This window comes from Burkholderia vietnamiensis LMG 10929, from assembly GCF_000959445.1.
Classification (GTDB): domain Bacteria; phylum Pseudomonadota; class Gammaproteobacteria; order Burkholderiales; family Burkholderiaceae; genus Burkholderia; species Burkholderia vietnamiensis.
This window is the reverse complement of record NZ_CP009631.1, coordinates 625304-650387: the sequence shown is the minus strand read 5'-3', so window position 1 is coordinate 650387 and position 25084 is coordinate 625304. Positions and strand designations below refer to the sequence as shown.

At 64.4% G+C, this 25084-nt stretch carries 19 protein-coding genes, 1 tRNA gene, 1 pseudogene and 1 other annotated feature; of the genes and pseudogenes, 13 read left to right on the top strand and 8 right to left on the bottom strand.

The window, feature by feature from the left end:
• Positions 1-103 precede the first annotated feature (103 nt).
• The gene (locus tag AK36_RS12995) at positions 104-988 is read right to left on the bottom strand and encodes a c-type cytochrome (RefSeq protein ID WP_011882857.1); all 885 of its coding nucleotides are present in this window, start codon (positions 986-988) and stop codon (positions 104-106) included.
• Positions 989-1246: 258 nt separating this feature from the next.
• On the opposite strand from AK36_RS12995, the gene AK36_RS12990 reads away from it, so the two are divergent.
• The 3 genes and pseudogenes from AK36_RS12990 to AK36_RS31045 all read left to right on the top strand — a co-directional run bounded on the left by AK36_RS12990 (position 1247) and on the right by AK36_RS31045 (position 3281).
• A tRNA-Arg gene (locus tag AK36_RS12990) sits at positions 1247-1322 on the top strand.
• A 951-nt stretch (positions 1323-2273) separates the two neighbouring features.
• A pseudogene (locus AK36_RS31050) lies at positions 2274-2423 on the top strand (helix-turn-helix domain-containing protein); the annotation flags it as partial.
• A gap of 231 nt (positions 2424-2654) precedes the next feature.
• The gene (locus AK36_RS31045; RefSeq protein ID WP_224383369.1) at positions 2655-3281 is read left to right on the top strand and encodes an ImmA/IrrE family metallo-endopeptidase; all 627 of its coding nucleotides are present in this window, start codon (positions 2655-2657) and stop codon (positions 3279-3281) included.
• Here AK36_RS31045 and AK36_RS12980 read toward each other — a convergent pair.
• Positions 3273-4510 (bottom strand): IS3 family transposase gene (locus AK36_RS12980; RefSeq protein WP_106919311.1). Its coding sequence is split into 2 segments (ribosomal slippage): positions 3273-4219 and positions 4219-4510, totalling 1239 coding nucleotides; the frame shifts between segments, so codons are not numbered across the junction. The genes AK36_RS31045 and AK36_RS12980 overlap by 9 nt on opposite strands.
• Positions 4113-4229 (bottom strand) — a sequence feature (AL1L pseudoknot). (Overlaps the previous gene by 117 nt.)
• Positions 4511-5427: 917 nt before the next feature.
• Between AK36_RS12980 and AK36_RS12970 the strand changes: the two genes are divergently transcribed.
• From AK36_RS12970 to AK36_RS12940, 6 genes are all read left to right on the top strand, one after another.
• On the top strand, positions 5428-6069 hold the full coding sequence (locus tag AK36_RS12970; RefSeq protein WP_045578622.1) for a glycosyltransferase family 32 protein: 642 nt from the start codon (positions 5428-5430) through the stop codon (positions 6067-6069).
• Entirely contained in the window at positions 6066-6743 is a 678-nt protein-coding gene (locus AK36_RS12965; RefSeq protein ID WP_045578621.1) for a class I SAM-dependent methyltransferase, read from the top strand. Before AK36_RS12970 ends, AK36_RS12965 begins: the two co-directional genes overlap by 4 nt.
• Positions 6744-6822: 79 nt before the next feature.
• On the top strand, positions 6823-7746 hold the full coding sequence (locus AK36_RS12960) for a class I SAM-dependent methyltransferase (RefSeq protein ID WP_080938662.1): 924 nt from the start codon (positions 6823-6825) through the stop codon (positions 7744-7746).
• Positions 7747-9058: 1312 nt separating this feature from the next.
• Positions 9059-10879 (top strand): O-linked N-acetylglucosamine transferase, SPINDLY family protein, encoded by a 1821-nt coding sequence (locus AK36_RS12950; RefSeq protein ID WP_045578618.1) that lies wholly within the window; start codon positions 9059-9061, stop codon positions 10877-10879.
• The gene (locus AK36_RS12945; protein ID WP_045578617.1) at positions 10876-13077 is read left to right on the top strand and encodes an O-linked N-acetylglucosamine transferase family protein; all 2202 of its coding nucleotides are present in this window, start codon (positions 10876-10878) and stop codon (positions 13075-13077) included. Before AK36_RS12950 ends, AK36_RS12945 begins: the two co-directional genes overlap by 4 nt.
• Entirely contained in the window at positions 13074-15560 is a 2487-nt protein-coding gene (locus tag AK36_RS12940; protein WP_045578616.1) for a tetratricopeptide repeat protein, read from the top strand. The genes AK36_RS12945 and AK36_RS12940 overlap by 4 nt, the downstream gene beginning before the upstream one ends.
• 222 nt (positions 15561-15782) lie before the next feature.
• On the opposite strand, the gene AK36_RS12935 is transcribed toward AK36_RS12940, so the two are convergent.
• From AK36_RS12935 to AK36_RS12925, 3 genes are all read right to left on the bottom strand, one after another.
• Complete coding sequence (locus tag AK36_RS12935) at positions 15783-16079, bottom strand: flagellar protein FliT (RefSeq protein ID WP_034192949.1); 297 nt, start codon at positions 16077-16079, stop codon at positions 15783-15785.
• A gap of 23 nt (positions 16080-16102) precedes the next feature.
• The gene (fliD, locus tag AK36_RS12930) at positions 16103-17521 is read right to left on the bottom strand and encodes a flagellar filament capping protein FliD (protein WP_045578615.1); all 1419 of its coding nucleotides are present in this window, start codon (positions 17519-17521) and stop codon (positions 16103-16105) included.
• A gap of 189 nt (positions 17522-17710) precedes the next feature.
• Positions 17711-18529, bottom strand: coding sequence for a flagellin domain-containing protein (locus tag AK36_RS12925; protein WP_045578614.1), 819 nt, complete (start codon positions 18527-18529; stop codon positions 17711-17713).
• A gap of 541 nt (positions 18530-19070) precedes the next feature.
• Between AK36_RS12925 and rpsU the strand changes: the two genes are divergently transcribed.
• The gene (gene rpsU, locus AK36_RS12920) at positions 19071-19283 is read left to right on the top strand and encodes a 30S ribosomal protein S21 (RefSeq protein ID WP_006401410.1); all 213 of its coding nucleotides are present in this window, start codon (positions 19071-19073) and stop codon (positions 19281-19283) included.
• Between the two features lie 242 nt (positions 19284-19525).
• Here rpsU and AK36_RS12915 read toward each other — a convergent pair whose 3' ends face one another.
• A complete protein-coding gene (locus AK36_RS12915) occupies positions 19526-20128 on the bottom strand; it encodes a DNA-3-methyladenine glycosylase I (RefSeq protein ID WP_045578613.1) in 603 nt (200 codons plus the stop codon).
• A gap of 141 nt (positions 20129-20269) precedes the next feature.
• On the opposite strand from AK36_RS12915, the gene AK36_RS12910 reads away from it, so the two are divergent.
• Positions 20270-21151 carry a glucosamine kinase nucleotide-binding domain-containing protein gene (locus tag AK36_RS12910; RefSeq protein ID WP_034192945.1) on the top strand — a complete coding sequence of 294 codons (882 nt, stop codon included), beginning with the start codon at positions 20270-20272 and terminating at the stop codon, positions 21149-21151.
• A 119-nt stretch (positions 21152-21270) separates the two neighbouring features.
• On the top strand, positions 21271-22104 hold the full coding sequence (locus AK36_RS12905) for a Cof-type HAD-IIB family hydrolase (RefSeq protein WP_045578612.1): 834 nt from the start codon (positions 21271-21273) through the stop codon (positions 22102-22104).
• 105 nt (positions 22105-22209) lie between these two features.
• Here AK36_RS12905 and aqpZ read toward each other — a convergent pair whose 3' ends face one another.
• On the bottom strand, positions 22210-22947 hold the full coding sequence (gene aqpZ / locus AK36_RS12900) for an aquaporin Z (RefSeq protein WP_034192943.1): 738 nt from the start codon (positions 22945-22947) through the stop codon (positions 22210-22212).
• A gap of 295 nt (positions 22948-23242) precedes the next feature.
• On the opposite strand from aqpZ, the gene AK36_RS12895 reads away from it, so the two are divergent.
• Complete coding sequence (locus tag AK36_RS12895; RefSeq protein ID WP_011882898.1) at positions 23243-23539, top strand: H-NS histone family protein; 297 nt, start codon at positions 23243-23245, stop codon at positions 23537-23539.
• Between the two features lie 143 nt (positions 23540-23682).
• Here the strand turns inward: AK36_RS12895 and AK36_RS12890 are convergent, their stop codons facing one another.
• The gene (locus tag AK36_RS12890) at positions 23683-24747 is read right to left on the bottom strand and encodes a glycosyltransferase family 4 protein (protein ID WP_045578611.1); all 1065 of its coding nucleotides are present in this window, start codon (positions 24745-24747) and stop codon (positions 23683-23685) included.
• Positions 24748-25084 lie beyond the last annotated feature (337 nt).

Genomic DNA, 25084 nt, shown 5'->3' with positions numbered 1-25084 from the left:
GTTGCGCCGTTCCGAGGCGACGCTCGATCTGCCAGCCCGGTAAAAAGAAACCCCCGCGATGCGCGTGCATCGCGGGGGTTTTTTCCGTTGGCCGGCGAGCGCGTTACTTCGCCGCGTTGACCATGTAGTCGACGGCCGCCTTCACGTCGGCGTCGGACGCGTTCGAGCCACCCTTCGGCGGCATCGCCCCCTTGCCGTGCAGCGCGAAGTTGTAGACGGTGTCCATCGAGTCCTTCAGGCGCGGCGCCCAGTCCTCCTTGCTGCCGAATTTCGGTGCGCCGAGCACGCCCGCTGCGTGACAGGCCTGGCATACCTGCGTGTACAGCGCCTTGCCGGCCGAGGCGGCGTCGGCGCTGGTCGGCGCGGCCGCGGGCGTGTCGCCGGCCTTCGGAATCGCGGCGATCGCGGCCATTGCCGCGGCGGCCTGTGCGTTCGATGCGCCTGCTGCACCCGATGCGCCGCCCGCGGCCGGTGTAGCGTTGGCGGCCGGCGCGGCGGGTTCGGCGAAGTTCGCTCCTGCGTTGTTGGTCATGTAGACGATCGCGCGGGCGATTTCATAATCGCTGACGTCGTCGGGGTTCGTGCCGCCGCGCGGTGGCATTGCGCCCTTGCCCGACAGCGCGGTCTTCAGCAGCGTGTCGTAGCCCTGCGCGATGCGCGGCGCCCAGTCGTCCTTGTTGCCGAACTTCGGCGCACCGGCCGCGCCGGTGCCGTGACAGGTCACGCACACGGCTTTGTAGACTTCCTCGCCTGTCTTGTAGGTGCGAGGCGCGTTGGCGTCCTTCACCTCGACCTGCGCGATCGGCGCGATGCGTGCGGCGACCTGCTGGTCGGAGAGCGCGTCGGTGCCCGCGCCCGAACGGAACGCGTGGTTGGCATAGCTGGCGAACAGGACGATCAGGGCGATCGGAATGGCGAATGACGCGATGACAACGGCAATCAGCTGCCCGGGAGTTTTGACGGGAGATTCGTGGGGTGCTTCGCTCATGCTTGCCTCGTCTCCGTGATTAGGAATTGTGCGCGGTGCAACGGCAAAATGGCAGTCCAATGAAGCACGGACGATTATAGACGGAACGTTTACATCACGGCGAGCGGCGCGGCGGCGCGTGTTTACCCGCACGGGAAGCCGGCCGGACGGGGATTCGGGCGCGAGGTGGACGCGTCATGGGAAACCGGGTATCCTTGCCGTCTCGCCAACGGTGGCGACTGGTTTATCGGGGTCGTTTCACCGTCGTCACTGTCATATGCGCCCGTAGCTCAATGGATAGAGTACTGCCCTCCGAAGGCAGGGGTTGCTGGTTCGATCCCAGCCGGGCGCGCCAAAAATACATTAAAAATCAAGGGGTTGCCGGGGTGTTGCTGGCGCCGCGTGGGCTCGTACGGAAATTGCACCGCGGACCGATGCAGATTTCCCATGTTTGGAGCGCGCCAATTCAGGCTCTCCGTTTTGCTCCCTGTTCTTTGAAGCCCCGCTCTACCCCTGCCGAAAATCACCTGGCTCTAAACTGCCGACGCCGATGCTACGTGGCTAAGGCGACTGCTCGCAGCAAGATGTGCGCCCTTTTTTTCGCAGCTCTGAGCTGACGGCGTCCAACGTCAGAAAATGGCACTCGGCTGTCGGTTCTTTCCCACCCATTGCGATCCTTCGAGGGAATCGAAGCGATGCGGTTTCTGCAGGTGTCGCGGGCGTGCGGGCTCGGCCGCCTCGTATCGTTTGGACTCGCGTGAGTAAGTTTGTAGCACCCACCCCGGTCATCAGTGAAGTCGCGAACTCGGCAATTTGTCGCAGCGCGTTAGGACTCGCCAAATCGAACTGGCGGGCGAAGTTCACCAGGTCTCTCATCGACTGCCTCGACGGAAGTAGCGCCCGGCGTCTGCATGGTGAGTTGATGGCGACCATTGACATTGACGGAGTCGCCAATGACGAGAACGCGGCCATCTCGGTTTGGAGCTTCTGTCCGGGCGGCCACTAGTCGCTGCTGCAGCTCCGTGCCTTGGGTTAGTTGAACCCACTGGACTCCCTCTGGCGCCCCACGTAGGTCCACGGGTTGACCTGCCTGCAATGACGCGCGGGCTTGAAGTAGCCAGGCACCCAGCGCGTCCATGCCTGCGAGTCGCCATCGCCAAGGGGTCTGCAGTGCGCCGATGGGCGGGAACGCAGCTTGAGCCTCACGTTCCCAGTGGACCAGTGGGTCGCGAAAGCCGAATATCGCCTGCATCGGGCTTAGACTCTAGCTTCAAGTGCAACACCTTTGATGAGATAGGGTGTTGCGATGACGAATTACAAGCATCTGAGCGCCGAAGAGCGCGCGGTGATCATGATCGAGAAGGCCCGGAACACGAGCGTCAGAGCGATTGCAAGGCTGCTTGGCCGCAGCGCGTCGACGATCACACGAGAACTGGCGCGCAATCGTAGACTCAGAACTTCGCGCCGCGATGTTTGCACAAGGGCGAAGCCGGTGGCTGCGGGTATCTGCCCAGCCCGAAGTCAAGTTGGATGACATCAAAGCCTATATACGGAAAGCGTCGAACGACGGCCGATATACACTAGCCGCGCGAGGTCTGGACGAGATGACTGAGTCCGACCTGCGACGAATCTATGCCCAGCTTAAGAGGCTAGAGGCCTCTCTGGACTCAAGCGAGGATGACGGTCAATGAGTCCGGGGGAGCGAGCTGAAAATCTCATAGCAGAGTTTGGTATTACCGCGCCTGACGAGTTGGATGTCAGGGCTTTCGCCTACGACGCCGGTCTCGAAGTTGAGTTCGACGACTTGGAGGGGTGTGAGGCAACTCTTGTGGGAGTCGGAAATCGAGGCATCGCGACCATTCGACCGTCAAACGTTGTCGGACGGGAGCGCTTTTCCATTGGTCACGAACTCGGTCATTGGGAAATGCATCGGGGCAAGTCATTCCGCTGTCGCGTTGATGACCCGAGTGACAATCTTGCGTCGAACAGTGAGCAAGAGAAGCACGCAGATGAATATGCATCGCATCTTTTGATGCCGCGCCCGCTGCTGCAGCCGATGGTTAAGAGCGTTGGATGCCCTGGTTTCAAGCACATCAACGAATTCGCTGAAATCTTCCAAACGAGTCGCACGGCAACGTGTATTCGACTTGCACAAATCGATACGTTACCGATTATCGCTGCCTGTTACCGCGGCAACGACCTGCGATGGCTATCCAGGGCGCCAGATGTGCCTAGAAAGTGGTTTCTCAAGCGCCGCCTAGACGAAGATAGTGAACCGCACCGGGAATCGTGGAGGCTGGTTGGTTTAAGTTAATGCGGACACGTCAGCGGCATTTCTGAGTTGCCTGTAGTAGTTTGCCTCAGCTTCAGCAGGCGGGATATAGCCGAGCGGTTCCATCAGCCGATGACGGTTGTACCAGGCGACCCATTCCAGCGTTGCCAGTTCGACGGATTCCCTCGTTTTCCAAGGGGCGCGCCGATGAATCAGTTCCGTCTTGTACAGGCCGTTGATCGTCTCGGCCAGCGCATTGTCGTAGCTGTCGCCCCGGCTGCCGACCGACGGCTCGATGCCGGCCTCAGCCAGCCGTTCGCTGTAGCGGATGCTGACGTATTGAGACCCTCTGTCGGAATGATGAATCAAAGTCCCGTCCTCACCCGGTTGGCGGGCGTACAGCGCTTGTTCAAGTGCATCCAGAACGAAGTCCGTGGTCATCGACGAGCTGACGCGCCAGCCAACAATACGGCGGGCAAACACGTCGATCACGAATGCCACGTACAGCCAGCCTTGCCATGTCGAGACATACGTAAAATCCGACACCCAGAGCTGATTCGGTCGGTCAGCCTTGAACTGCCGGTTGACTCGGTCCAGCGGGCGCGGCGCGGTCACCTCGGGAATCGTCGTGCGAACACGCTTACCGCGAACTGCGCCACGCAAGCCCTGCAGTTTCATCAACCGTCCGACCGTGCAGCGTGCCACTGCAATGCCTTCCCGGTTCATCTGCTTCCAGACCTTCGGCACGCCGTAGACCTGCATGTTGGCCTGCCAGACACGCTTGATCTCCGGTTGCAAAAGCTCATCGCGTTTCGCGCGGGCGCAGCGCTTCGACGGATCGCGAAGTTGTGCTGCATGGCGTCGGTAGCCCGACGGGGCAATCCGCAAGACCTTGCAGATCGGCTCGACCCCGAAGGTGTCGCGATGCTGATCAATGAAGGCCTTCAGGACTTGAAACGGCGGTCGAGCTCCGCCTGGGCGAAAAACGCGCTCGCCAGTTTGAGAATCTCATTGGTCCGGCGCAGTTCCTTGACCTCGCGCTCCAAGGCCTTGATGCGTTCACGCTCGGCCGTACTCACGCCATCGCGCTCTCCACGGTCGACCTCGTCGCGCTTAACCCAATCCAACAACGTCTGCGGCGTGCAGCCGATCATCGGCGCAATCGATTCGACTGCCGCCCACATCGACGGGTGCTCGCTACGCTGCTCGCGTACGAGGCGCACTGCGCGCTCTCGGACTTCCGGGGAAAACTTGCTTGGCTTCTTGTTCATGGCTCCATTCTCTCAAGAGTTGGAGCCTCCACAAAACTCGGGGCGGTTCATAGCTTTGCTTACGACGTCTTGCAGCACGGTAGGGAGGCGCAGGGAAAACAACCCGCTGAAGTCTGGTTCGACGATGACGGTGCGGACAAGTACGAAGTCATGGAGCACAGTGCTCGCGGCCGCGACGGAGAAGTGCTTGTGCTCGTGTACTTGACCGACGTTGAAATGATGACTTCACGAAGCAATCGCTCGCGAGACGCTGAAGGGGCTTGGGGGGCCAGAGGCGGCTATTCAAGTGGGACGAGGTAAACCCCGACGCCGAAGTGGCTGCTGGAGGCAAAGCCCACATGCTGGCAGAGTAGAGTCTCTGAGAGCAAGCGCCACGGCGGCACGCTCTTGCGATATCTACATAAGCGTTGGTCAGGCGAGATGGCTACAGTGCCAATAAGAAGGGCGCGACCACAAGGATTTGAAGCGTCTGCTGACTTTGACGAGGGGAATAGCTTGTGTTGGTGGCAGGGCGGTCCTGTGGAGCGCCTGATTCGGCCGCAAAAGCGTCAAGAACAGGTTGTCTTGGAGCGACAACAACTGCTTAACTCCACAGTTCCCCACCCGTTTGGTGCTCGTCCCGCGATGTACGGCATCGCATTGTCGTGCCTCATCGGGCACTTTGGCGGACCGCTTTCCCGGATTGAGAGGGCATTGTTTCGCTGCCCAGCGTCATATCGGAAATCTTGAACTGATACCACTTTTCGGGTTTGTTTGCGCGATTGGTTCTCGCCCCCAGCGCTAATATTGTGCGCCGCAGACTAGTCCGCTGACCCCATTCCGCTCGGCGGTCAGGGCCGCTGCACGCCGGAACGGGCCGGCTGCGACAGACCCTGATGCTCGTCGCGTAATTCTTCGCCACACTCAGCACGCTTACGATGATTCCGAAAATTCTTCATATCATTTGGGTCGGCGATCAGGACAAACGGCCGGACAACTGTATCGAAACCTGGCGCCGGCTCAATCCTGATTTGCAGATTCGCCTGTGGGGCAATGACGATTTGCTCAATTGCAAATGGCCGAATGCGCGCCAGATGCAGGAGATGTGGGGGCGAGAACTGAATGGCGTTGCGGATCTGATGCGTTGGCAGTTTCTGTATTGGTACGGGGGCTTTGCGGTCGACGCGGACAGCGTCTGCATTCGTCCGCTCGATCCAACGTTGTTCGAGTGCGACTTGGTGACGTGCTGGGAAAGCGAATTCGCCGCGCCGGGATTGCTAGCCGCGGGCTATGTCGGTGCACGTCCGGGACACCCGCTGTTTCGGAAAATAGTAGCCGACATCCGGCGCCTGTCGACGGTCTGCAACGAAAAGGCTTGGAAGACGGTCGGGCCGTTGCGATTCACTCAGGCTATCCACGAATTCAAGCCCACGGACTTGACCGTTTTTCCCAGTCATTACTTCATTCCACGACATCACACGGGGCGCGAATACACGGGTAGCGGGCCCGTCTATGCAAAGCAGTTCTGGGGCAGCACCTTTAACCACTACGAGCGTCTCCGCACACTGGAATTCAAATGAATACGTCGTTCATTCCGCAGATCAGTCCCGCGCAGAGTCTGCTTGAACAACTGCATGCACCGACGTCGGTGCGGAAAGTTTCGTTGTCGCAGGCTCTGATTGATTTCGACGAGGCGTCCGCGCTGATCGACATGAGCGCGGGCAAGCGGGTGTTGAACGTGGGATGTGTCGGCGCGGCACCGATCGATCCGGCCAGCCACCTGCATCTGAAGTTGTCGCGCGCAAATCGGTGCGCGGAACTGATCGGCGTGGACGCCGACCGTGACGGTCTGAATGCGCTTTCACAGTATTGCGAGCAGCCGCTTTACGCGGATCTGGCGCAGGTGAGCGGACCGGTCGATGTCGTGCTTGCAAGCGGCGTGCTCGAACGTACCGGCAATCTTTCTGAATGGTTCGAACAGGTCGACCAACTCGACTTCAGGAATATTGTCGTCACGGTTCGCGATGCCGCTCAATGTCAGTCGAGTCACTTTGATTTCGCCGATCTCGAGGAGGTGTTCGTCGAAGTCGTGCCGGCGGAGAACGTGTGCTGGTTCACGCCATATACGCTAACCAACGCGATCCGAACCTTGACCCGGTGGCACGTGAAGGGGCTGTTCCGACTAGGTGGTCAATCGCTTTTGTTGATTGCATCCAAGCGTCCGGAAGACCCGCTGGGTGCCGAGACGACGTAATGCACGGCATCCCCCGTCCTGGTGCGCGCTAACTTCCCGCGATTGCATCTCAGCGCGACCGCGATTGCGTCGGCGCGCCATGCTGGTGTTGGAAGCACGAGGCAATACAGATCAGAATGACATTAAGGATGTCGATATGGAAAAGAGTCCGGATTGGAATGAAACTTGGGACCGCATAGACGTTCGGCGTCAGTCGCCGTTGGCCGCCGGCCTATTTGCTCAATTTCTGGATGCAGGCATTCCAGCAGCGACGCGACCGGGGATGACCGCGATCGAGATCGGCTGCTTTCCAGGCAAGTTCATCGAACACGTTGGCCAGAAGGGCTATGCAATCAGCGGAATCGATGTTTATTCACGCGTCGCAGAGGTGGGCGAATGGGCGCGCGAGCGCGGCTGCACGATCGGCCATTTCCGGCAGGTGCCACTGGCCGACTATATGGCGGGCGGCTTTGAACCGTTCGACGTAGTGTTTTCTCTTGGTTTCATCGAGCATTTCGAGAACTTCTGCGAAATCCTCTATGACCACGCTGCGCTGACCAAGGTGGGTGGAACGGTGTTGATTGGTGCGCCCAACTTCGCGTCGCCGACGCAGCGCGCGCTGCACACGGTGATCGACCGGAAGAACATTGAGGGCCACGTACTTGACTCGATGTATCCCGAGGTCTGGGCGACCTTTCTTACGGCACTGGGATTCGATGTGCTGCATGCCGGCCCGGTTGGCGGTTTCGGCTTCTGGAGTGAAACGCAGCCTGAAACGCCAGCAGCCGGGATGCTGCAGCAATTGCTGCCCGCGATGGCGTCGTCTGTCAATCAGTTGTCGGCGCAATTTAACCAGAAGGAAGCGTCGTATATCGGCGTGATCGCGACTAAGCGGGCCGAGCTGCCGTCGCGGGAGCATATTGGCAAGCTCGTGCATTTCTGTACCAATTTGGGCCGGCAATTGTCGCTTCGCGATGGCCGGCTTGCGGCCCCCGGAATTGATTTTCTATGTGGTCTGGTGTAGTCGGGCGCGCCAGTCGGAAACTCCGGTGTCCCCGCCGATCTGAAGGCGGTCGTCCTGATCCTTGCAGAACGTGCCGCCATTGCGCGGTGGCCAACGATCTGATTGTGGCCCGGCCTGCATCCCGGTCGACCGCGGACACGTCATGCAGGTGCTACCTGCGTTGTGTGAAATTGCTCCACAATGACGTTCGAAAGCGTTTCCCGTCCTTGCCTTGCGCCTACTCCCGATGGTCGCCAAACGGTCCGCCCCGACTCTAGTTAATCCCGGTGCGCCGCTGCCACATGGCTGCTTCGCCGAAGAGCAAGCCGGTGGCTGCGCACGTGCTGGCCTTGATCGACCAATACGACGACTTTGCGCTTTCTTAGGCAGCCGAGCATGCCGTCGCGCAATGGTCATGTTCGACGCGGTGTGGTTTTTCACCCCTAGTGCACGGCCGAATATTGCGGCGTGTTCTCTCCAGAGGCACCGCAACCGCCTCCCTTGCGCCAAATGCTCGGCACCCGCCTCCGCACGCGGCGATCGTGTACCCTCAGCCCTATCGCAACAAGCTCAACAGTTGTCACGGCCTATTCGATTGCGAAATTTACGAATCGGTCCGGTCTGGCCGGTCGACCGGCATTTCGCCGCGCGATCGTCGCGCACGGACATGCTAGCCATCGACACATGGGCCGGCCTAAAAGCGCCTGCGTCGCATCGAACTTCGTGCGCCAGATCGACAAAGCTCTTCTGTCCCGCGTTGCTGCGAGCGGCGCCGCGTCTCGTGCGCCGATGCCCCGCCTCCCCGCCAAAGTTACACCGGGCTGGTTTCCCCGCCTTCTACATCGCAACCTGCATCGCCGTGTTGCTGTTCGTCATCGTCACGGTGGTTTTCTCAATCACGTACCGGATTTTCGGGCGGCCTCTGGCGGATTCCGGATGCAGCGGTGCGACCGGTGCCGACCGTGCGGGAAGCCGGTACCGCGCACGATACGATGAGCGGCGCAACCGCGACACTAGCCGGCGCGACAAATCGGACGGCTTGCCGTGGACGGCAGCGCCGTTGGCTTCGGTGTACTTCGCCGTTCTCACTTCATGCGGTTTCCCGCCCGTCGGTTCCGGCATTCGTTCGCAGGCATGTGCCCAGTGCAGCGAACAGTGACCAATTCCGCCGCTTCCTCTGGCAATTGGAACGGGACAGGCACGCCGAGAATACTTGAATGGTGACGAGTGTCGGCACGCAAGCCGTACGTGTATGGTTGCGTGTGCGCGCCTTCGCTTCGGTTGCCCGGGTTCAAATGCGCGGCCCGTACCGAAACCACGCTGATTTCCCACGATGACAGATCTCGCGATGTCCGACTCCTCCGCCTCCACCATCGGACTGGCGCTGGCGCACCATCAGGCAGGGCGCCTCGACGAGGCAGAGGCGCTGTATCGGCACATTCTCGACATCGAGCCGCGGCACGCCGACGCGTTGCATCTGCTCGGCCTGATCGAGCATCTGCGCGGGCGCTATCACGACGCGTCCGAACGAATCATGGCGGCGATCGAGATCAAGCCCGATCCGCTCTATTACTACAACCTCGGCAACGTGATGGACGCGAGCAACCGTCCGGCGGCAGCGGCCGAGTGCTTTCGCGTCGCGATCGAGCTGCAGCCCGACTACGTCGATGCGTACAACAACCTCGGCAACGCGCAGCGTCTCGCCGGCGATGCGCTTGCAGCCGTCGACGCGTTCTACCGGGCGATCGAACTGCAGCCCGACCATGGCCAGGCATACAACAATCTCGGCAACGCGTTAGTCGATCTGAACGAGATTCCGGCCGCGCTCGAGGCATATCAGCACGCAATCGCGCTATGCCCCGACTTGCCGGAGCCGCGCAGCAACCTGCTGTTCGCCTATCACTACAGCGACGCGTTCGACCAGCGCGCGTATCTCGACGAAGCCACGCGCTTTGGCGCGCTCGTCAGTGCTCGCGCACAGCCGTGGACGACGTGGCTGGTCGACGCCGGCCCGCGCATCGGCCGACCGCTGCGCGTCGGCATCGTGTCGGGCGACCTGAAGTCGCATCCGGTCGGCTATTTCATCGAGTCGATGCTCGAGCATGTCGACCGGGCACGCGTCGAGCTGCATGCGTATCCGACCCGGGTGGTCGAAGACGACGTCACGGCCCGCATCAAGCCGCGGTTCGCGTCATGGACGCCGCTGGCCGGCCTGAACGACGCTGCTGCGGCGGCGCGCATCCGCGACGACCGCATCGACGTCCTGATCGACGCGTCGGGGCACACGATTTACAACCGCCTGCCGTTGTTCGCATGGAAGCCTGCCCCGGTGCAGGTCAGCTGGCCGGGCTATTTCGCGAGCACGGGCGTGCGCGCGATCGACTACGTGCTCGGCGATCGCCACGTGATGCCGCCCGCCGAAGCGTCGCATTTCGTGGAACGCGCGTGGCATCTGCCCGACAGCTATCTGTGCTTCACCGCACCGGATGTCGAACTGGACGTCGGCGTGCCGCCGATGCTCGCGAACGGTTATCCGACCTTCGGCTATTTCGGCAAACTCGCGAAGATCACCGATCACGTGATCGCGGTGTGGGCGCGTGTACTGACCGGCATCCCGTGCGCGAAGCTGTTCGTGAAGGCGCCGCATCTCGATGACGAACGGGAGCCGGAGGCACTCGCGGCGCGCTTCGCGGCGCACGGCATTGGCGCGGCGAGCCTGCTGTTCGAAGGCCGTTCGCCGCGCGCCGAATATCTCGCCGCGTACCGGCGGGTCGACGTGATGTTGAGCCCGTTCCCGTATCCGGGCGGCACGACTACGGCCGAAGCATTGTGGATGGGCGTACCGGTGCTCGGTCGCCGCGGCGACCGGTTTCTGTCGCACATCTGCGAGAGCCTGCTGCACGCGGCGAACATGTCCGAATGGATCGCGGACGACGACGACGCGTATGTCGCGAAAGCCGTTGCTTGCGCCGGCGACGCGGCCACGCTCACCGCGCTGCGCGCGCGGCTGCGCGCGCAGGTGCTCGCCGCGCCGCTGTGCGATGCGCGCCGTTTCGCAGGTCATTTCGAGGATGCGCTGCATGCGATGTGGGCGCGACACATCGAGGCCGACGGCGATGCCGGCGGCGTCACGATGGGGCGGCACGCGCAATGACGTCGAGCCTCGCACTGCAGTTGCAGACCGCGCTCGCGCACCATCAGTCCGGCCGTCTGGCCGAAGCGAAGACGCTGTACGACGCGATCCTCACCGCCCAGCCGGGCCAGCCGGATGCGCTGCATTTCCTGGGGCTGCTGGCGTGTCAGCTGAAGCAGTACGACGCGGGCCTCGCGCTGATGAAGCAGTCGCTGGTCGAGCGGCCGGACGCGTCGTACTTCAACAACCTGGGCAACATGCTGCGCGAAAGCGGCCGGCTCGACGACGCGATCGCGCATTACCGGCGCGCGGTGACGCTGCGTCCCGACTACCCTGAAGCACACAACAACCTCGGCAACGCGTTGCGCGACGCGGGCGATCCGACGGCGGCGATGGCGAGCAGCGCGCGCGCGATCGAGCTGCGCGCCGATTACGCGCAGGCCTACAACAATCTCGGCAACGCGCTGCAAGACCTGGGCGACCTCGATGGCGCCGCCAAGCACTATGAACGCGCGATCGAGCTGGACGCGTCGATGGCGATGGCCCACGCGAACCTGAGCGCGGTGCGTCACAAGCAGTTGCGCTGCGCGGAAGCGCTCACCCATGCGCTGGACGCGATCCGCCTCGCGCCGAACCTGGGCGAGGCGCACAACCACGCGGGCAACGCGTATCACGGGCTGAACCGGCTCGACGACGCGCTGGCGTGCCATCGCACCGCCGTCGCGCTGAATCCCGCCGACGCCGGCGCGTGCCACAACCTGTCCGTCGTGCTGCTGAAGCTGCAGCGGCTCGACGAAGCGCTCGTGTATTGCCGGCAGGCGCTGCAGGCCGGCGCGCCCGCCGTGCTGATGCACGTGAATCTAGGCGACATCCTGCGCGCGCAGGGCAACGTCGATGCCGCGGTCCACGCATATCGCGACGCGCTGGCGCTGGTGCGCGACGACGCCGACGACGTGGCGGCGACGGTGCTGAGCCGCTTGCTGTTCAGCGCGGCGGCATCCGCTTGCGTGAGCCCTGACGATTACCTGGCCGATGCGCTGCGCTACGGCCGCCATCTGGCGGCGCGTTCGACGCGCTATGCGCACGATCCGCGCGAGCGGGCCGCGCGCGCGCAGGGGCGGCCGCTGCGCGTCGGCTTCGTGTCCGGCGATCTGCGCCTGCATCCGGTCGGCATCTTCCTGGAGAGCGTGCTCGCCCACCTCGACCGCACGCGCATCGACCTGCGCGTGTACGTGACCACGGACGAGGAGGACGCGATCACCGCGAAACTGAAGCCGCACGCGAGCGTCTGGCGCTCGATCGCCGCGCTGCCGCCGGAGGCCGCCGCGCGAATGATTCATGACGACGGGATCGACGTCCTCGTCGACCTCGCGGGCCATACGCAGTCGAGCGGGCTGGCCGCATTCGGCTGGAAACCCGCGCCGGTGCAGGCGAGCTGGCTCGGCTTTTTCGCGACGACAGGCTGCGACGCGATCGACTACTTCATCGGCGACCGCTACACGCTGCCGGACGCCGACGCGCATCACTTCGTCGAAGCGCCGTGGCGGCTGCCGGACAGCTTCCTGTGCTTCACGCCGCCGGCCGACGAGGTCGAGGTCGGTCCGCTGCCGATGGCGGCGCACGGCCATCCGACCTTCGGCTGCTTCGGCCAGCTCGTGAAGATCGGCGACGACGTCGTGCACGCGTGGTCGCGCATCCTGCACGCGGTGCCGGACGCGCGGCTGCTGCTCAAGGCGCACGAGCTCGGCCGCGAGGGCGTGCGCGATGCGACCGTCGCGCGGTTCGCGCGGCATGGCATCGGCGCCGACCGGCTGATCCTCGAGGCCGGTTCGCCGCGCACGGAATACCTGAACGCATATAACCGCATCGACGTCGCGCTGAGCCCGTTCCCGTACCCGGGCGGCACGACCACCGCCGAAGCAATGTGGATGGGCGTGCCGGTGCTCGGCATGAAGGGCAGCCGGTTCGTCACGCACATCTGCGAAAGCCTGCTGCACGCGGCGGGCATGGGCGAATGGATCGCGGACGGCGAGGACGCCTACGTCGCGAAGGCGATCGCGGCGGTGCGCGACCGCGAGCGGCTCGCGACGCTGCGCGCCGGGCTGCGCGCGCAACTGCTCGCATCGCCGCTGTGCGACGCGCGCCGGTTCGCGACGCATCTCGAAGCGGCGTTCCTCGCCATGTGGCAACGCTATACGAACTCGGAACAGGAAGCATGAACGATATCCACGACACGCTGCAATCCGCGCTGGCGCATCACCAGTCGGGGCGTCTCGCGGAAGCGAAGACGCTGTACGACGCGATCCTCACCGCGCAGCCGGGCCAGCCGGATGCGCTGCATTTCCTCGGGCTGCTGGCGTGTCAGCTGAAGCAGTACGACGCTGGGCTGGCACTGATGAAGCAATCGCTGGTCGAGCGGCCGGACGCGTCGTACTTCAACAACCTGGGCAACATGCTGCGCGAAAGCGGCCGGCTCGACGACGCGATCGCGCACTACCGTCGCGCGGTCGCGCTGCGTCCGGATTATGCGGAAGCGCACAACAACCTCGGCAACGCGCTGCGCGACGCGCGCGATCCGACGGCGGCGATGGCGAGCTGCGCGCGCGCGATCGAGCTGCGCCCCGACTACGCGCAGGCCTACAACAATCTGGGCAACGCGCTGCAGGATCTGGGCGAGCACGAGGCGGCGGCGGCGAGCTACGCCAAGGCGGTCGCGCACCAGCCGCAATACGCCGACGCGTACAGCAACCTCGGCAACGCACTGCGCGCGCAGGAGAAATTCGACGAGGCTGCGGATGCCTATCGCCGCGCCATCGCGCTGCAACCGGGTTTGCGCGTCGCGCATCAAGGGTTGAGCGAGACGCTGCGCGCGGCAGGCGATCTGCGGGGTGCGGTCGACCATGCGCGCGAAGGGCTCGATCCGGGCGACGCGGACGCGCACTGCGTACTGGCAAGACTGCTGCAGCGCATGAGCGAATTCGACAAGGCGGTCGCGCTGCTCGAACGGGCGATCGAGATCGATCCCGCGCGTGCGCGGGCATGGGCCTGGCTCGGCGACCTGCGCAACCAGCAGGGCAGATTCGGACAAGCGGTGCATCTCTGCAGGCGGGCGATCGAGCTCGATCCCGAGTTGGCCGACGCGTACAATTTCCTCGGGTTCGCGTATCACAACCTCAACCTGTTCGCCGCCGCGGAGCTGAGCCACCGGCACGCGGTCGAACTGAACCCCGACGATGCCGACGCACATCATAACCTCGCTGCCGTGCTGTTTCGGCTCGAGAAGCTCGATGACGCGCTGAAGCATTACGAGATCGCGCGGGAACGCGGTATCGATCCGCTGGTGCTCCAGATGACGCTCGGCGACATCCTGTGGGCAAAAGGGGACTTCGCGGGCGCAATGGACGCGTTCCGCGCGGCGATCCGCTTCGACCTGCATCGCGCGTACTCGCGGATCCTGTTCAACATGTCGAGTTCGCCTGCGTTCGCGCCCGAGCAATGGCTCGAGGAAGCGCGCCGCTACGGCGAACACCTCGCGCGCGACGCGCAACCGTTCGAGCACGATCGCGAGCAGCGCGTGGCGCAAGCGCGCGGGCGGCCGCTGCGCGTCGGCTTCGTGTCGGGCGACTTGCGGCAGCATCCGGTCGGTGTGTTCCTCGAAAGCGTGTTGGCGCGGATCGACCGGTCGCGCATCGAGCCGCATGCGTACGTGACCTATGTCGTCGAGGACGACGTGACCGCGCGGCTCAAGCCGAGCTTCGCGAAGTGGACGGCGCTGACGGGTCTGGCCCGCGACGCATCCGCCGAGGTGATCCGCGACGACGGCATCGACATCCTGATCGACATGGCCGGGCATACCAGCTGGAGTGGTCTGCCGATCTTCGCGCACAAGCCGGCGCCGGTGCAGGCGAGCTGGCTCGGCTTCTTCGCGACGACCGGCTGCCGCACGATCGACTATTTCATTGGCGACCCGCACACGCTGCCGGACGCCGAGGCGCATCACTTCGTCGAGCGGCCGTGGCGGCTGCCGGACAGCTACCTGTGCTTCACGCCTCCTGCGTACGACGTCGCGGTCGGCGCGCTCCCGATGACGGTCAACGGCAGCGTCACCTTTGGCTGCTTCGGCAGGTTGAACAAGATCAGCGACGGGGTCGTTGCGCTGTGGTCGCGCATTCTGCATGCAGTGCCGGGCGCGCGCCTGCTGCTGAAGGCCTATGAGCTGAGCGCCGGCGAGCCGATCCAGGTGACCGTCGAGCGCTTCGCGCGGCATGGCATCAGCGCGGACCGGCTGATTCTCGAGGGCGGCTCGCCGCGCGCGGAATACTTCGCCGCGTACAACCGCATCGACATCGGGTTGAGCCCGTTCCCGTATCCGGGCGGCACGACGACCGCCGAGGCGCTGTGGATGGGCGTGCCGGTGCTCGGGATGAAGGGCAGCCGGTTCGTCACGCACATCTGCGAGAGCCTGCTGCACGCCGCAGGCATGGGCGAATGGATCGCCGACGACGAGGAGGCGTATCTCGCGAAGGCGGTCGCGTTCGCGAGCGACCGCGACCGGCTGGCGACGCTGCGTGCCACGCTGCGCGAGCGCCTGCTGGCGTCGCCGCTGTGCGACGCGTCGCGCTTTGCGCGCAACCTGGAGGACGCGCTGCACGGCATGTGGGCCAGCTACGCGGCTGGCGAGACGGCGGACGCGGACGCGTGACGCGCGAGCGGGGCGGCCCACGGCTCGAAGCGACGTTCGAAGCGACGCTGTGCGCGCCGGCCGAGTGAGCGCAGCGGGATGACCGGCGCGATCCCGCTCGCGCCCCGCGTGCCGGCGAAAAAAAGAGCCGCATTGAAGCGGCTCGACGTTACGGCGACTACGGTCCGCTCGACTGGCGGCGTCTTCTAGTTCGACACCAGTACAGACCAGACGGCCTGCCGGTTACAGCATGCCCGTCTTCTGGTACAAGCTCGCGGCCTTGATGCGCTCCTGCGACTGCGCAAATTCGGCAGTCAGACGGTGATGATCGGCCTGCGCATGCGCCGTGATCGACGCGTCGATGGCCATGATTTGCCGCACCCGGTCCAGCGCATCCGGCGTCTGCTCGCCGGACAGGCTCATCAGCAGCGGCGAGCGTTCGCCGACGAGGGCCGCGACGCGCACCCAGTCGCGTGCGTCGGCCGCCGACTGCATGGCGCGGGTCAGGTCGAAGGCGCGGGACAGGGTGTCGGTCGTCATGGTCAGGTCCGGTTCGTAGTGGCTTACTTGTTGGTGGCCAACGCGCCGGCGCTACTCTGGCCGCCGAACAATTGAGTCAGATACCGCGTGTTGTTCGCCATCTGCGCCATCAGCGTGTTCAGCGCGGTGAACTGCGCGGTGTATTGCGTGGTCAGCTGGTTCGAGTAGGTCTGCAGTTGCGTGGCCTGACTCTGCACGTTCGTCAGATCGGCGTTGATCGCGCTGGTGCGCTGGTCGATCAGGCCAGACGTCTGCGTGTACGAGTTGATCTGCGAGTTGAGCGCCTGCGCCACGCCGTTCGTCTGGTTGAAGATCGCCGCCACCGTCGAGCTGTTCGACTTGAGTGCCGTGGTCAGCGCGGCGGTATCGACCGTCATCGTGCCCGTCGACGTCACGTTGATGCCGATGCTGCCGAGCGCATACGTCGTGCCGCCGGTCGTGACGCCGCTGCTGAGCGTCGTCGCGAGCTTGCTCGTGATCGTGTTCAGCATCGCGTCGCCGAGCAGCGGGCCGGCGCTCTTTGCCGTCGAGTCATAGGACGACAGCGATTTCGCCGTGGTCACGAAGCTGGAGTACGCGTTCGCGAAATTGGTGATCGCGGTCGTCGCCGCGGCCGTGTCCTGCGACAGCGTGATGGTTTGCGTCGTGCCGACCGCTGCTTGCGACAGCGCCAGCGAGACGCCCGTCAGCGCGCCCGTGACGGTGTTCGATGCGCTCGATACCGGCGTGCCGTCGATCGTCAGCTTCGCATCGGCCGCCGGGGTGACCGTCGTGTAGCCCGACGTCAGTTTCGAGTTGACGCCCGTGCCCGTGATCGAGATCGTGTTGGCCGCGCCGGTGGCGTTCGACTGCATCACGAGATGCTGTCCGTCCGAACCGGTGATGACCGATGCGGTAACGCCGGCATTGCCGGATGCGGAATTGATCGACGACGCGATGTCGGACAGCGATGCGCCGGCCGCCACGTTGACGTTGAACGCGGCATTGCTGCCGAAGGTGATGCTCAGCGAGCCGGCCGAGATCGTGTCCGCGGACGTCACGCCGGCGGACGACAGCTTGTTCGCGGTCGCGAGTTGCGTGACGTTGACCGAATACGAACCGGCCACCGCGCTGCTGCTGCTCGTCACCGTCGTCGCGATACCGGTGCCGCTCGCCGTCGCCGCCAGGCCACTGAGCGTGCTGCCGTCCGACAGGCCGGTAAGCGCGCTCTGCAGCGCCGACAGCGCACTCTTCAACTGGCCGATCGCGGACAGTTGCGTATTGTCGTTCGTCTGCCGGGTCTGCAGCGTCTGCAATTGCCCGGCCGTCTTCGCGTTCACCAGCGTCGTCACGAGCGTATTGACGTCGAGCGACGAATTGGTCGCGCCGCTGATGATCGACTGTCCGGCCTGCGACAGGAGGGTGCTGATGTCGGTGCTGCTGACGGGGGTGGTGGTGGCCATGCCGTTACTCCGGTCGTCCGCGCAATCAACGAGCGCGATGCGGCGGTGGCGCCGCGGTTCAATGCAAAGAGGGAGGCGTGCCTCCCTTGAGAATTCCGGTCAGGGCGGCGGCGTCGCATCGAGTGCCGATGGCGACGCCGCGGTGCCCGTAGGCGGGCGGGCGTATGGCCCGCCGCGCGTGCTTCTCTATTAACCGAGGAGCTTCAGGACTTGTTGCGGCAGCGAGTTCGCTTGCGCCAGAACCGAGATGCCTGCTTGTTGCAGCACTTGCGCCTTGCTCAGGTTCGCCGTTTCCGTCGCGAAGTCCGCGTCGGTGATCTGCGCGCGAGCAGCGCTCATGTTGGTTGCCTGGGTTTGCGTCGTCGAGATCGCAGCCTGGAACGTGTTCTGTGCCGCACCCAGCGTTGCTTGGAACGTGTTGACTTGCTTCAGTGCCGCGTCGATCGCCGTGATCGCCGATTGCGCGCTCGACTGGCTGCTGACGGACAGGCCGGTCAGGCTCATGCCCGAGCTGTTCCACGTCGTCGAGCCGAAGTCGACCGAAACGGTCTGGCTTGCTGCTGCGCCGATCTGGAACGAGACGGTCGAGATGCCGCCCAGGATCGATTGGCTGTTGAACGACGTTTGCGATGCGACGCGGTCGATTTCGCCGAGACGCGTCGTCACTTCAGATTGCAGGTTGGAGCGGGCGCTCGAATCCAGCGAGCCGTCACCCGACTGGACTGCCAGCGTACGGATACGTTGCAGGTTGTCGATCGTCGATTGCAGCGCGCCGTTGGCGGTCTGGATCATCGAGATGCCGTTGTTCGCGTTTGCAACACCCTGCGTCAGCGCGTTGATGGCTGCTGTTTGCGACGTTGCGATCGCCAGGCCTGCTGCGTCGTCCGCTGCGGTGTTGATGCGCTTGCCCGACGACAGGCGGTTGATCGCTTGCGACAGTGCGCTTTGCGAGCCCGTCAGATTCGTCTGCGTCGTCAGCGAAAGGATGTTGGTGTTGATGTTCAGCATTTGCTTCCTCGTTTTGGAAAATGCCTGAGTACAGACAGGGGTCGTTTTCGGCGTCGCGCTTTATCGCGAGTGGCGCTGCCCGCCTTTCCTGGTTGACGGCGGCACCCGGCGAAAACTTTAGAAACTCCGTCGAGGAAATTCGGGACGGAAGTGGGATGGGGGCGCGAAGCCCAAGCCTGGCTTGGGTCGCAGCGATTTTGTGGGCGCGTGCGGCAGCCGTTCGGGACGGCATTTCGGCAGCCTTCACGCGCTGCAGCACCCCGCGAACGACAAAAGGATGGTTTTGTCTGTGATTTCCTGCTATGATGGCGGGCTGAATTGAGATTTTCTGTCACGCCTTTGCCGTTGCGGCATTCCTGCTGGCAGTCAAACGCGGCGCTGCACGCGGCTTGTGAAGCGTACTCGCGGTGCTTTCCGCCTCTCATTTCCGGCCTCCGAGGCCGTATTTCCGCTCGTTTCGCCTGTTGTGGGGACGCCCGGATGGCCGGTGCGTGGCGCTTGGCCGCTACGTTTTTGACCGTTTAAGCACTTTAGGAACGACATGACGACGATTCTTCTGAAAGAAAACGAGCCGTTCGAAGTGGCGATTCGCCGCTTTCGCCGTGCTATCGAAAAAAATGGCCTGATCGCTGAACTGCGCGAACGCCAGTCCTACGAAAAGCCGACCGCAGTCCGCAAGCGCAAGAAGGCAGCAGCCGTCAAGCGCCTGCATAAGCGTCTGCGTAGCCAGATGCTGCCGAAGAAGCTCCACTAAGAGCGTCTGACGGTTCGCCGCGAAACGGCGGAGCGTGCTTCGAAAGAAGCCGCTCCGCCGTTTTGCTTTTTGGCTGGCTGTTCCGGGCGGGAAAGGCTTCGGGGGCGCTGCCGACAGGCGCGGTCTGCGGCTATCCCCCCAGCCGGCGCCGCTGCCGCTGCCGCGGTCGTGCCGCCGGGCCAGCCCGCTTCGTGGCGGGCCTGTCGTCGGCCCGTCCAGCTCCGCTGCCCGCCGCCTCGCCGTCAGCCCGCGTTGCGGCGCCGTGCCGGCCGCTTGCCGGCCAGCGCCGCACATTGCGCATGGCAAGGGCAGCCGAGTTCGTGATCGTTCACCATCCCGGTGGCCTGCATCAACGCATAGCAGATCGTCGAGCCGACGAACTTGCAGCCGTACGCCTTCAACGCCTTGCTGAGCGCGTCGGACTCGGCGGTCGACGTCGGCGCGTCGCGATACGACCGCCACGCGTTCTGGATCGGCGTATCACCGACGAACGACCACAGGAACTTCGCCAGCGACCCGTGCTCCTCGCGAATCTGCTGCACGGCCCGCGCATTGATCACCGCTGATTGGACCTTCGCGCGATTGCGCACGATGCCGGGATTCGCGAGCAGCTCGTCGACGCGTTGCGGTGTGAAGCGCGCGACCGCGTCGACGTCGAAATCGGCGAACGCCTCCCGATAGCCGGCTCGTTTGTTCAGGATCGTCGACCACGACAGCCCGGCCTGCGCGCCTTCCAGGATCAGCATCTCGAACAGGTGGCGATCGTCATGCGACGGCACGCCCCATTCAGTATCGTGATAGTGGGCGTCCGCTTCCGTCTTTACCCAGTTGCACCGCTGCGACATCGTCGGCCTCGTTCCAGTGTCGATTCGATCGCGCCAGCATAGCGGAAGCCCCATGCGCGGCATAGCTGGCCGAACGGCAGATGGGCGCGCGGGGCCGATGCGGTTAAGCTTGGCGACTGGTCGAATCAGCAGGATCCACGCATGACGGCATTACTTTTTGCAATCGGCATCGACGGCGGCGGCACCGGCACCCGCGCGGTGCTCGCCGACCGGCACGGCCGCGAACTCGCCCAGGGGCGCGGCGGCCCGTCGGGGCTCGGCCTCGGCATCGAGCGCGCCTGGGCGTCGATCGGCGCGGCCTGTGCCGACGCGTTCACGCAAGCCGGACTCGCGCTGAACTGGTCGCAATGCGCGCTTGGCTGCGGGCTGGCGGGCGTCAACAACGCCGCCTGGCTGGCCGCCTTCCGCGCGCACGCGCCGCTCGACGCGCTCGCGGTCGAAAGCGACGCATACACGACGCTGGTCGGTGCGCACGGCGGCGCGCCGGGGCTGATCGTCGCGCTGGGCACCGGCAGCATCGCGGCGGCGCTCGATGCGGCGGGCGATTGCCGCATTGCGGGCGGCTTCGGCTTTCCGTCCGGCGACGAGGCAAGCGGCGCGTGGCTCGGCATGCGTGCGCTTGCTTACGCGCAGCAGGCGCTCGATGGCCGTGCGCCGCGTGATGCGTTTGCCGAGGCGCTGCTCGGCACAACGGGCGCGGACGATCGCGACGCGCTCGTCCAGTGGTCGTGCGACGCGAACCAGACCATCTACGCGCGGCTCGCGCCGATCGTGTTCGCGCATCGCGACCATCCGTATGCGGCCGCGCTCATCGCGCAGGCCGGCGAGGAGATCGGCAAGATGATCGACGCGCTCGACCCGCGGCACGTGCTGCCGGTCGCGCTGTGCGGCGGGCTGGCCGACGCGCTCGCGCCGGCCGTACCCGAGCGCCACGCGACCCGGTTGCGGGCGCCGCTCGACGATTCCGCGCACGGCGCGTTGCGACTCGCCTTGAAGGCGCTGGCGGCCGCGGGCGCCGGATAGCGGGGCGCGCGTGGTGAGTCACCGGTGATCGGAGGCAGACGCCGGTCGTCCGGCGCGCGGGCCGGCCCGACGTTAAAATGGCGGCTCCGCACCGCCGTGCGCGTCCTTCACCGCCTCCCATGTACAAAGTCATTGCCACCGATCTCGACGGCACCCTGCTGAACCGCGATCACCAGCTCGATCCGTACACGATCGAGACCATCCGCCGGCTCGAACGCGACGGCCTGCAGTTCGTGATCGCGACCGGGCGGCATTATGCGGACGTCGCCGGCATTCGCGACGTGCTGGGGATCCGGCCATACCTGATCACGTCGAACGGCGCGCGCGTGCACGCGCCGGACGATACGGCGATCCACGCGCAGGACATCGACCCGGCAATCGTCCGCGAGCTCGTGCAGCCCGCCGTGGCCGGCGCGCACGGGCGCGTGATCGTCAATCTGTTTACCGATCGCGGCTGGCTGATCGATCGCGAGGCCCCGCACCTGCTCGAATTCCATCAGGACTCCGGTTTCCGCTACGACGTGATCGACATGGCCGCGCACGACGGCGCGGATATCGCGAAGGTGCTCTACATCGGCGAGCCGGCCGACCTCGCGGTGGTCGCCGAGCAGATGCGCGTGCAGTTCGGCGACGCGCTGTACGTCACCTACTCGCTGCCCGATTGCCTGGAAGTGATGACCGCCAACGTCTCGAAAGGCCGCGCGCTGCGGGCGGTGCTCGAGCGGCTCGGCGTCGACGCCGGGCACTGCATCGCGTTCGGCGACAACATGAACGACATCGATCTGCTCGAAACCGCCGGGCACGCGTTCATGATGAACAACGCGAATCCCGACCTGATCGCGCGCTTGCCGCACATTCCGCGGATCGGCAACAACTTCGACGCCGGCGTGGCGCGTCACCTGCGCACGCTGTTCGCGCTGACGGATGCCGTCGACGGCGTCGCGGCGTCCTGAACGAAAAGGAAAAACGGGCGCCAGCGGCGCCCGTTCAAATTACCTGCCTCGTGTTGTTCGACAGCGTGAGGCTCGCTGCGCTGCTCGCGTGACCCCGTAGCGTTGTTATTCGACGGTGCGAGCGGATGCGGGCAGCGGGACGGCAGCGTCGCGCCCTGCGATCAACGGATAGACGACCCCTGCGATGGCTGCGCCGATGATCGGCGCAATCCAGAACAGCCACAGCTGGCCGATCGCTTCGCCGCCCACGAACAGCGCGGGGCCGGTCGAGCGGGCCGGGTTCACCGACGTGTTCGTGACCGGGATCGAGATCAGGTGGATCAACGTCAGGCACAGGCCGATCGCGATCGGTGCGAAGCCGGCCGGCGCGCGCTTGTCGGTCGCGCCGAGAATCACGAACAGGAAGAAGCCCGTCATCACGACTTCGCAGATGAACGCCGCGCCGAGCGAGTAGTGGCCGGGCGAGCGCTCGCCGAAGCCGTTGGTCGCAAAGCCGCTGCCCACCACGTCGAAGCCCGGCTTGCCGGTTGCGATCAGATACAGCACGAACGCGCCGAGCGTGGCGCCGACCACCTGCGCCACGATGTACGGGACGAGATCGCGTGCCGGAAAGCGGCCGGCGACCGTCAAGCCCACGCTCACAGCCGGATTCAAATGGCAACCCGAAATATGGCCGATCGCGAATGCCATCGTCAGCACGGTCAGGCCGAAAGCAAGTGCGACGCCGGCAAAGCCGATGCCGAGGCCCGGAAAGGCGGCCGCCAGCACGGCGCTTCCGCACCCGCCGAGCACCAGCCAAAACGTGCCGAATGCTTCTGCGGCCAGCCGCTGTGAAAGATTCATGAAGGGACCTCGTCCAAGTAGGGTGAACACCAATGGGCGGCCGGCTGATTTACTTCGTCGCCCGAATTGGTCTGGATTATAGGAAATGAATCGGACCGACGAGGGTCAACGATTGTTAAATTTGAATGCCGACGGCTCGCTTTATTAGAATAAATCCGCATTCTCCATATAGACGAATCGGTTAAAGATGGCAGAATTAATTGGCAAGAGCAGGGCGGCAGTGCGATGACGTAACGGGTGTCGGCGTTCCGGCCGGAGTCGGCGGAGCCGCATCATGCAAAAAAAGGGAGTCGATATGTCTCAATACGCGAAACTCAAGGCGCAGATCGCCGATCTGCAGGCCCAGGCGGACGAAGTGCGCCGTCAGGAAGTGGCGGCAGTGATCACCGAAGTCCAGCGGGTGATTGCCGAATACGGGCTGACGGCCCAGGATCTGGGATTCGCCGAGCGGGCGCGGCGCGGCCGGCCGCCGAAAAAGGCGCCGTTGCCGCCGAAATACCGCGATCCGAAGTCGGGTGCAACCTGGAGTGGTCGCGGCAAGCCGCCGAATTGGATCGTCGGCAAAAACCGCGATCGTTTCCTGATCGAATGATCCACCAATCGCCGGCACCAATCAGCGCGCCGCGCAAAAAGAAAGAGCCGCATCGACGATGCGGCTCTTTGTTCGATGCCGGCAGCTTTTACGCGCGGATTTCCACGCAATTTTTCCGGCGTATTTCGTGACGAATTTACGCGTCAGGCTCCGGCGACCCTGCGCAACGCCGGGCGTTTCGCCGCCGCGCAAAGCGATTCGTAGGTTTCGACATAGCAGCGCGCCATCGCCGTGGCGCTGAAGCGCGTATCGAAGCGGGCGCGGATCGCGTCGCGCGACAGGCTGTCGATCCGGTGCAGTGCGCCGACCGCGCCCTGGACGTCCTCGACGATGAAGCCGGTCACGCCGTCCTCGATCACCTCCGGCACCGAGCCGCGGTTGAACGCCACGACCGGCGTACCGCACGCCATCGCCTCGATCATTACCAGCCCGAACGGTTCCGGCCAGTCGATCGGGAACAGCAGCGCCTTGGCGCCCGACAGGAACGCCGGCTTCTGCGCCTCGTTGATCTCGCCGATGAATTCGACGTGCGCCTCGCCCAGCAGCGGCTCGATCACTTCCTTGAAGTAGTCGGCGTCGGCCTTGTCGACCTTCGCGGCGATCTTCAGCGGCAGCCCGCTTTGCGCGGCGATCCGGATCGCCGTGTCCACGCGCTTTTCCGGGCAGATGCGGCCGAGGAACGCGAGGTACTCGGGCTTCACGTCCGGCTGGGGCGTGAGCAGCGTGTCGGGCAGCCCGTGATACACGGTGCCGGCCCACGCGGCCTGCGGCAGCGGCTTGCGCTGCGAATTCGAGATCGATACGACGGGCGCGTCCGGGAACGCGTCGAACACCGGCTGCAGCTCGGGCAGGTCGAGGCGGCCGTGCAGCGTCGTCACATAAGGCGTGTCGAGCCGCGACATCAGCGGGAACGGCAGATAGTCCAGATGGAAGTGCAGCACGTCGAATTCGTGCGCGACCCGCGCCACCTGCTCGATCAGGCGCATATGGGGCGCCATCGAGTCGCGGATCGACGGGTCGAGCCGCAGCGCGCGCGGCCACGCGGCCTCGAGTCGCGCGGACGTGACGGAGTCGCCGCTCGCGAACAGCGTCACGTCGTGGCCGAGTTCGACGAGCGCCTCGGTCAGGTAAGACACGACACGCTCGGTGCCGCCGTAAAGTTTCGGCGGGACGGCTTCGTAAAGCGGCGCGATCTGGGCAATACGCATGGGCGTTCTCCAGTGTCGACCAGCGGGTCCGGTGCGGATGCTGGTCCGATACAAGGTTGCGGAACTCGCCGACGCACGCGCTGAGCGGTACGTGACCGGCCCGCGAGGGGAGATGCGGGACGCCGGGCGGCAAGCTGCGGGGCGGGCCGGCGCGGCTCACGCCGCCGCCCATTGGAGTCCATTATGGATATCGCCTTCAGGGGTTCGAGTGTTTTTTCAAAGACTTAAGGCTTGTTACACGATGAAATACGCGAAAACCCCGAGAAAAAGGGCACGCGAATCGAAATCGAGACAGTGGCCATAATTGTTGCGATATCGTGAAAAACCACTATAATTT

What these genes read in the sequence shown, in the direction of transcription:
- AK36_RS12995 (WP_011882857.1), bottom strand. Translation starts at nt 988, where the DNA reads ATGAGCGAAGCACCCCACGAATCTCCCGTCAAAACTCCCGGGCAGCTG.
- AK36_RS31045 (WP_224383369.1), top strand. Translation starts at nt 2,655, where the DNA reads ATGAGTCCGGGGGAGCGAGCTGAAAATCTCATAGCAGAGTTTGGTATT.
- AK36_RS12970 (WP_045578622.1), top strand. Translation starts at nt 5,428, where the DNA reads ATGATTCCGAAAATTCTTCATATCATTTGGGTCGGCGATCAGGACAAA.
- AK36_RS12965 (WP_045578621.1), top strand. Translation starts at nt 6,066, where the DNA reads ATGAATACGTCGTTCATTCCGCAGATCAGTCCCGCGCAGAGTCTGCTT.
- AK36_RS12960 (WP_080938662.1), top strand. Translation starts at nt 6,823, where the DNA reads ATGCTGGTGTTGGAAGCACGAGGCAATACAGATCAGAATGACATTAAG.
- AK36_RS12950 (WP_045578618.1), top strand. Translation starts at nt 9,059, where the DNA reads ATGACAGATCTCGCGATGTCCGACTCCTCCGCCTCCACCATCGGACTG.
- AK36_RS12945 (WP_045578617.1), top strand. Translation starts at nt 10,876, where the DNA reads ATGACGTCGAGCCTCGCACTGCAGTTGCAGACCGCGCTCGCGCACCAT.
- AK36_RS12940 (WP_045578616.1), top strand. Translation starts at nt 13,074, where the DNA reads ATGAACGATATCCACGACACGCTGCAATCCGCGCTGGCGCATCACCAG.
- AK36_RS12935 (WP_034192949.1), bottom strand. Translation starts at nt 16,079, where the DNA reads ATGACGACCGACACCCTGTCCCGCGCCTTCGACCTGACCCGCGCCATG.
- fliD (WP_045578615.1), bottom strand. Translation starts at nt 17,521, where the DNA reads ATGGCCACCACCACCCCCGTCAGCAGCACCGACATCAGCACCCTCCTG.
- AK36_RS12925 (WP_045578614.1), bottom strand. Translation starts at nt 18,529, where the DNA reads ATGCTGAACATCAACACCAACATCCTTTCGCTGACGACGCAGACGAAT.
- rpsU (WP_006401410.1), top strand. Translation starts at nt 19,071, where the DNA reads ATGACGACGATTCTTCTGAAAGAAAACGAGCCGTTCGAAGTGGCGATT.
- AK36_RS12915 (WP_045578613.1), bottom strand. Translation starts at nt 20,128, where the DNA reads ATGTCGCAGCGGTGCAACTGGGTAAAGACGGAAGCGGACGCCCACTAT.
- AK36_RS12910 (WP_034192945.1), top strand. Translation starts at nt 20,270, where the DNA reads ATGACGGCATTACTTTTTGCAATCGGCATCGACGGCGGCGGCACCGGC.
- AK36_RS12905 (WP_045578612.1), top strand. Translation starts at nt 21,271, where the DNA reads ATGTACAAAGTCATTGCCACCGATCTCGACGGCACCCTGCTGAACCGC.
- aqpZ (WP_034192943.1), bottom strand. Translation starts at nt 22,947, where the DNA reads ATGAATCTTTCACAGCGGCTGGCCGCAGAAGCATTCGGCACGTTTTGG.
- AK36_RS12895 (WP_011882898.1), top strand. Translation starts at nt 23,243, where the DNA reads ATGTCTCAATACGCGAAACTCAAGGCGCAGATCGCCGATCTGCAGGCC.
- AK36_RS12890 (WP_045578611.1), bottom strand. Translation starts at nt 24,747, where the DNA reads ATGCGTATTGCCCAGATCGCGCCGCTTTACGAAGCCGTCCCGCCGAAA.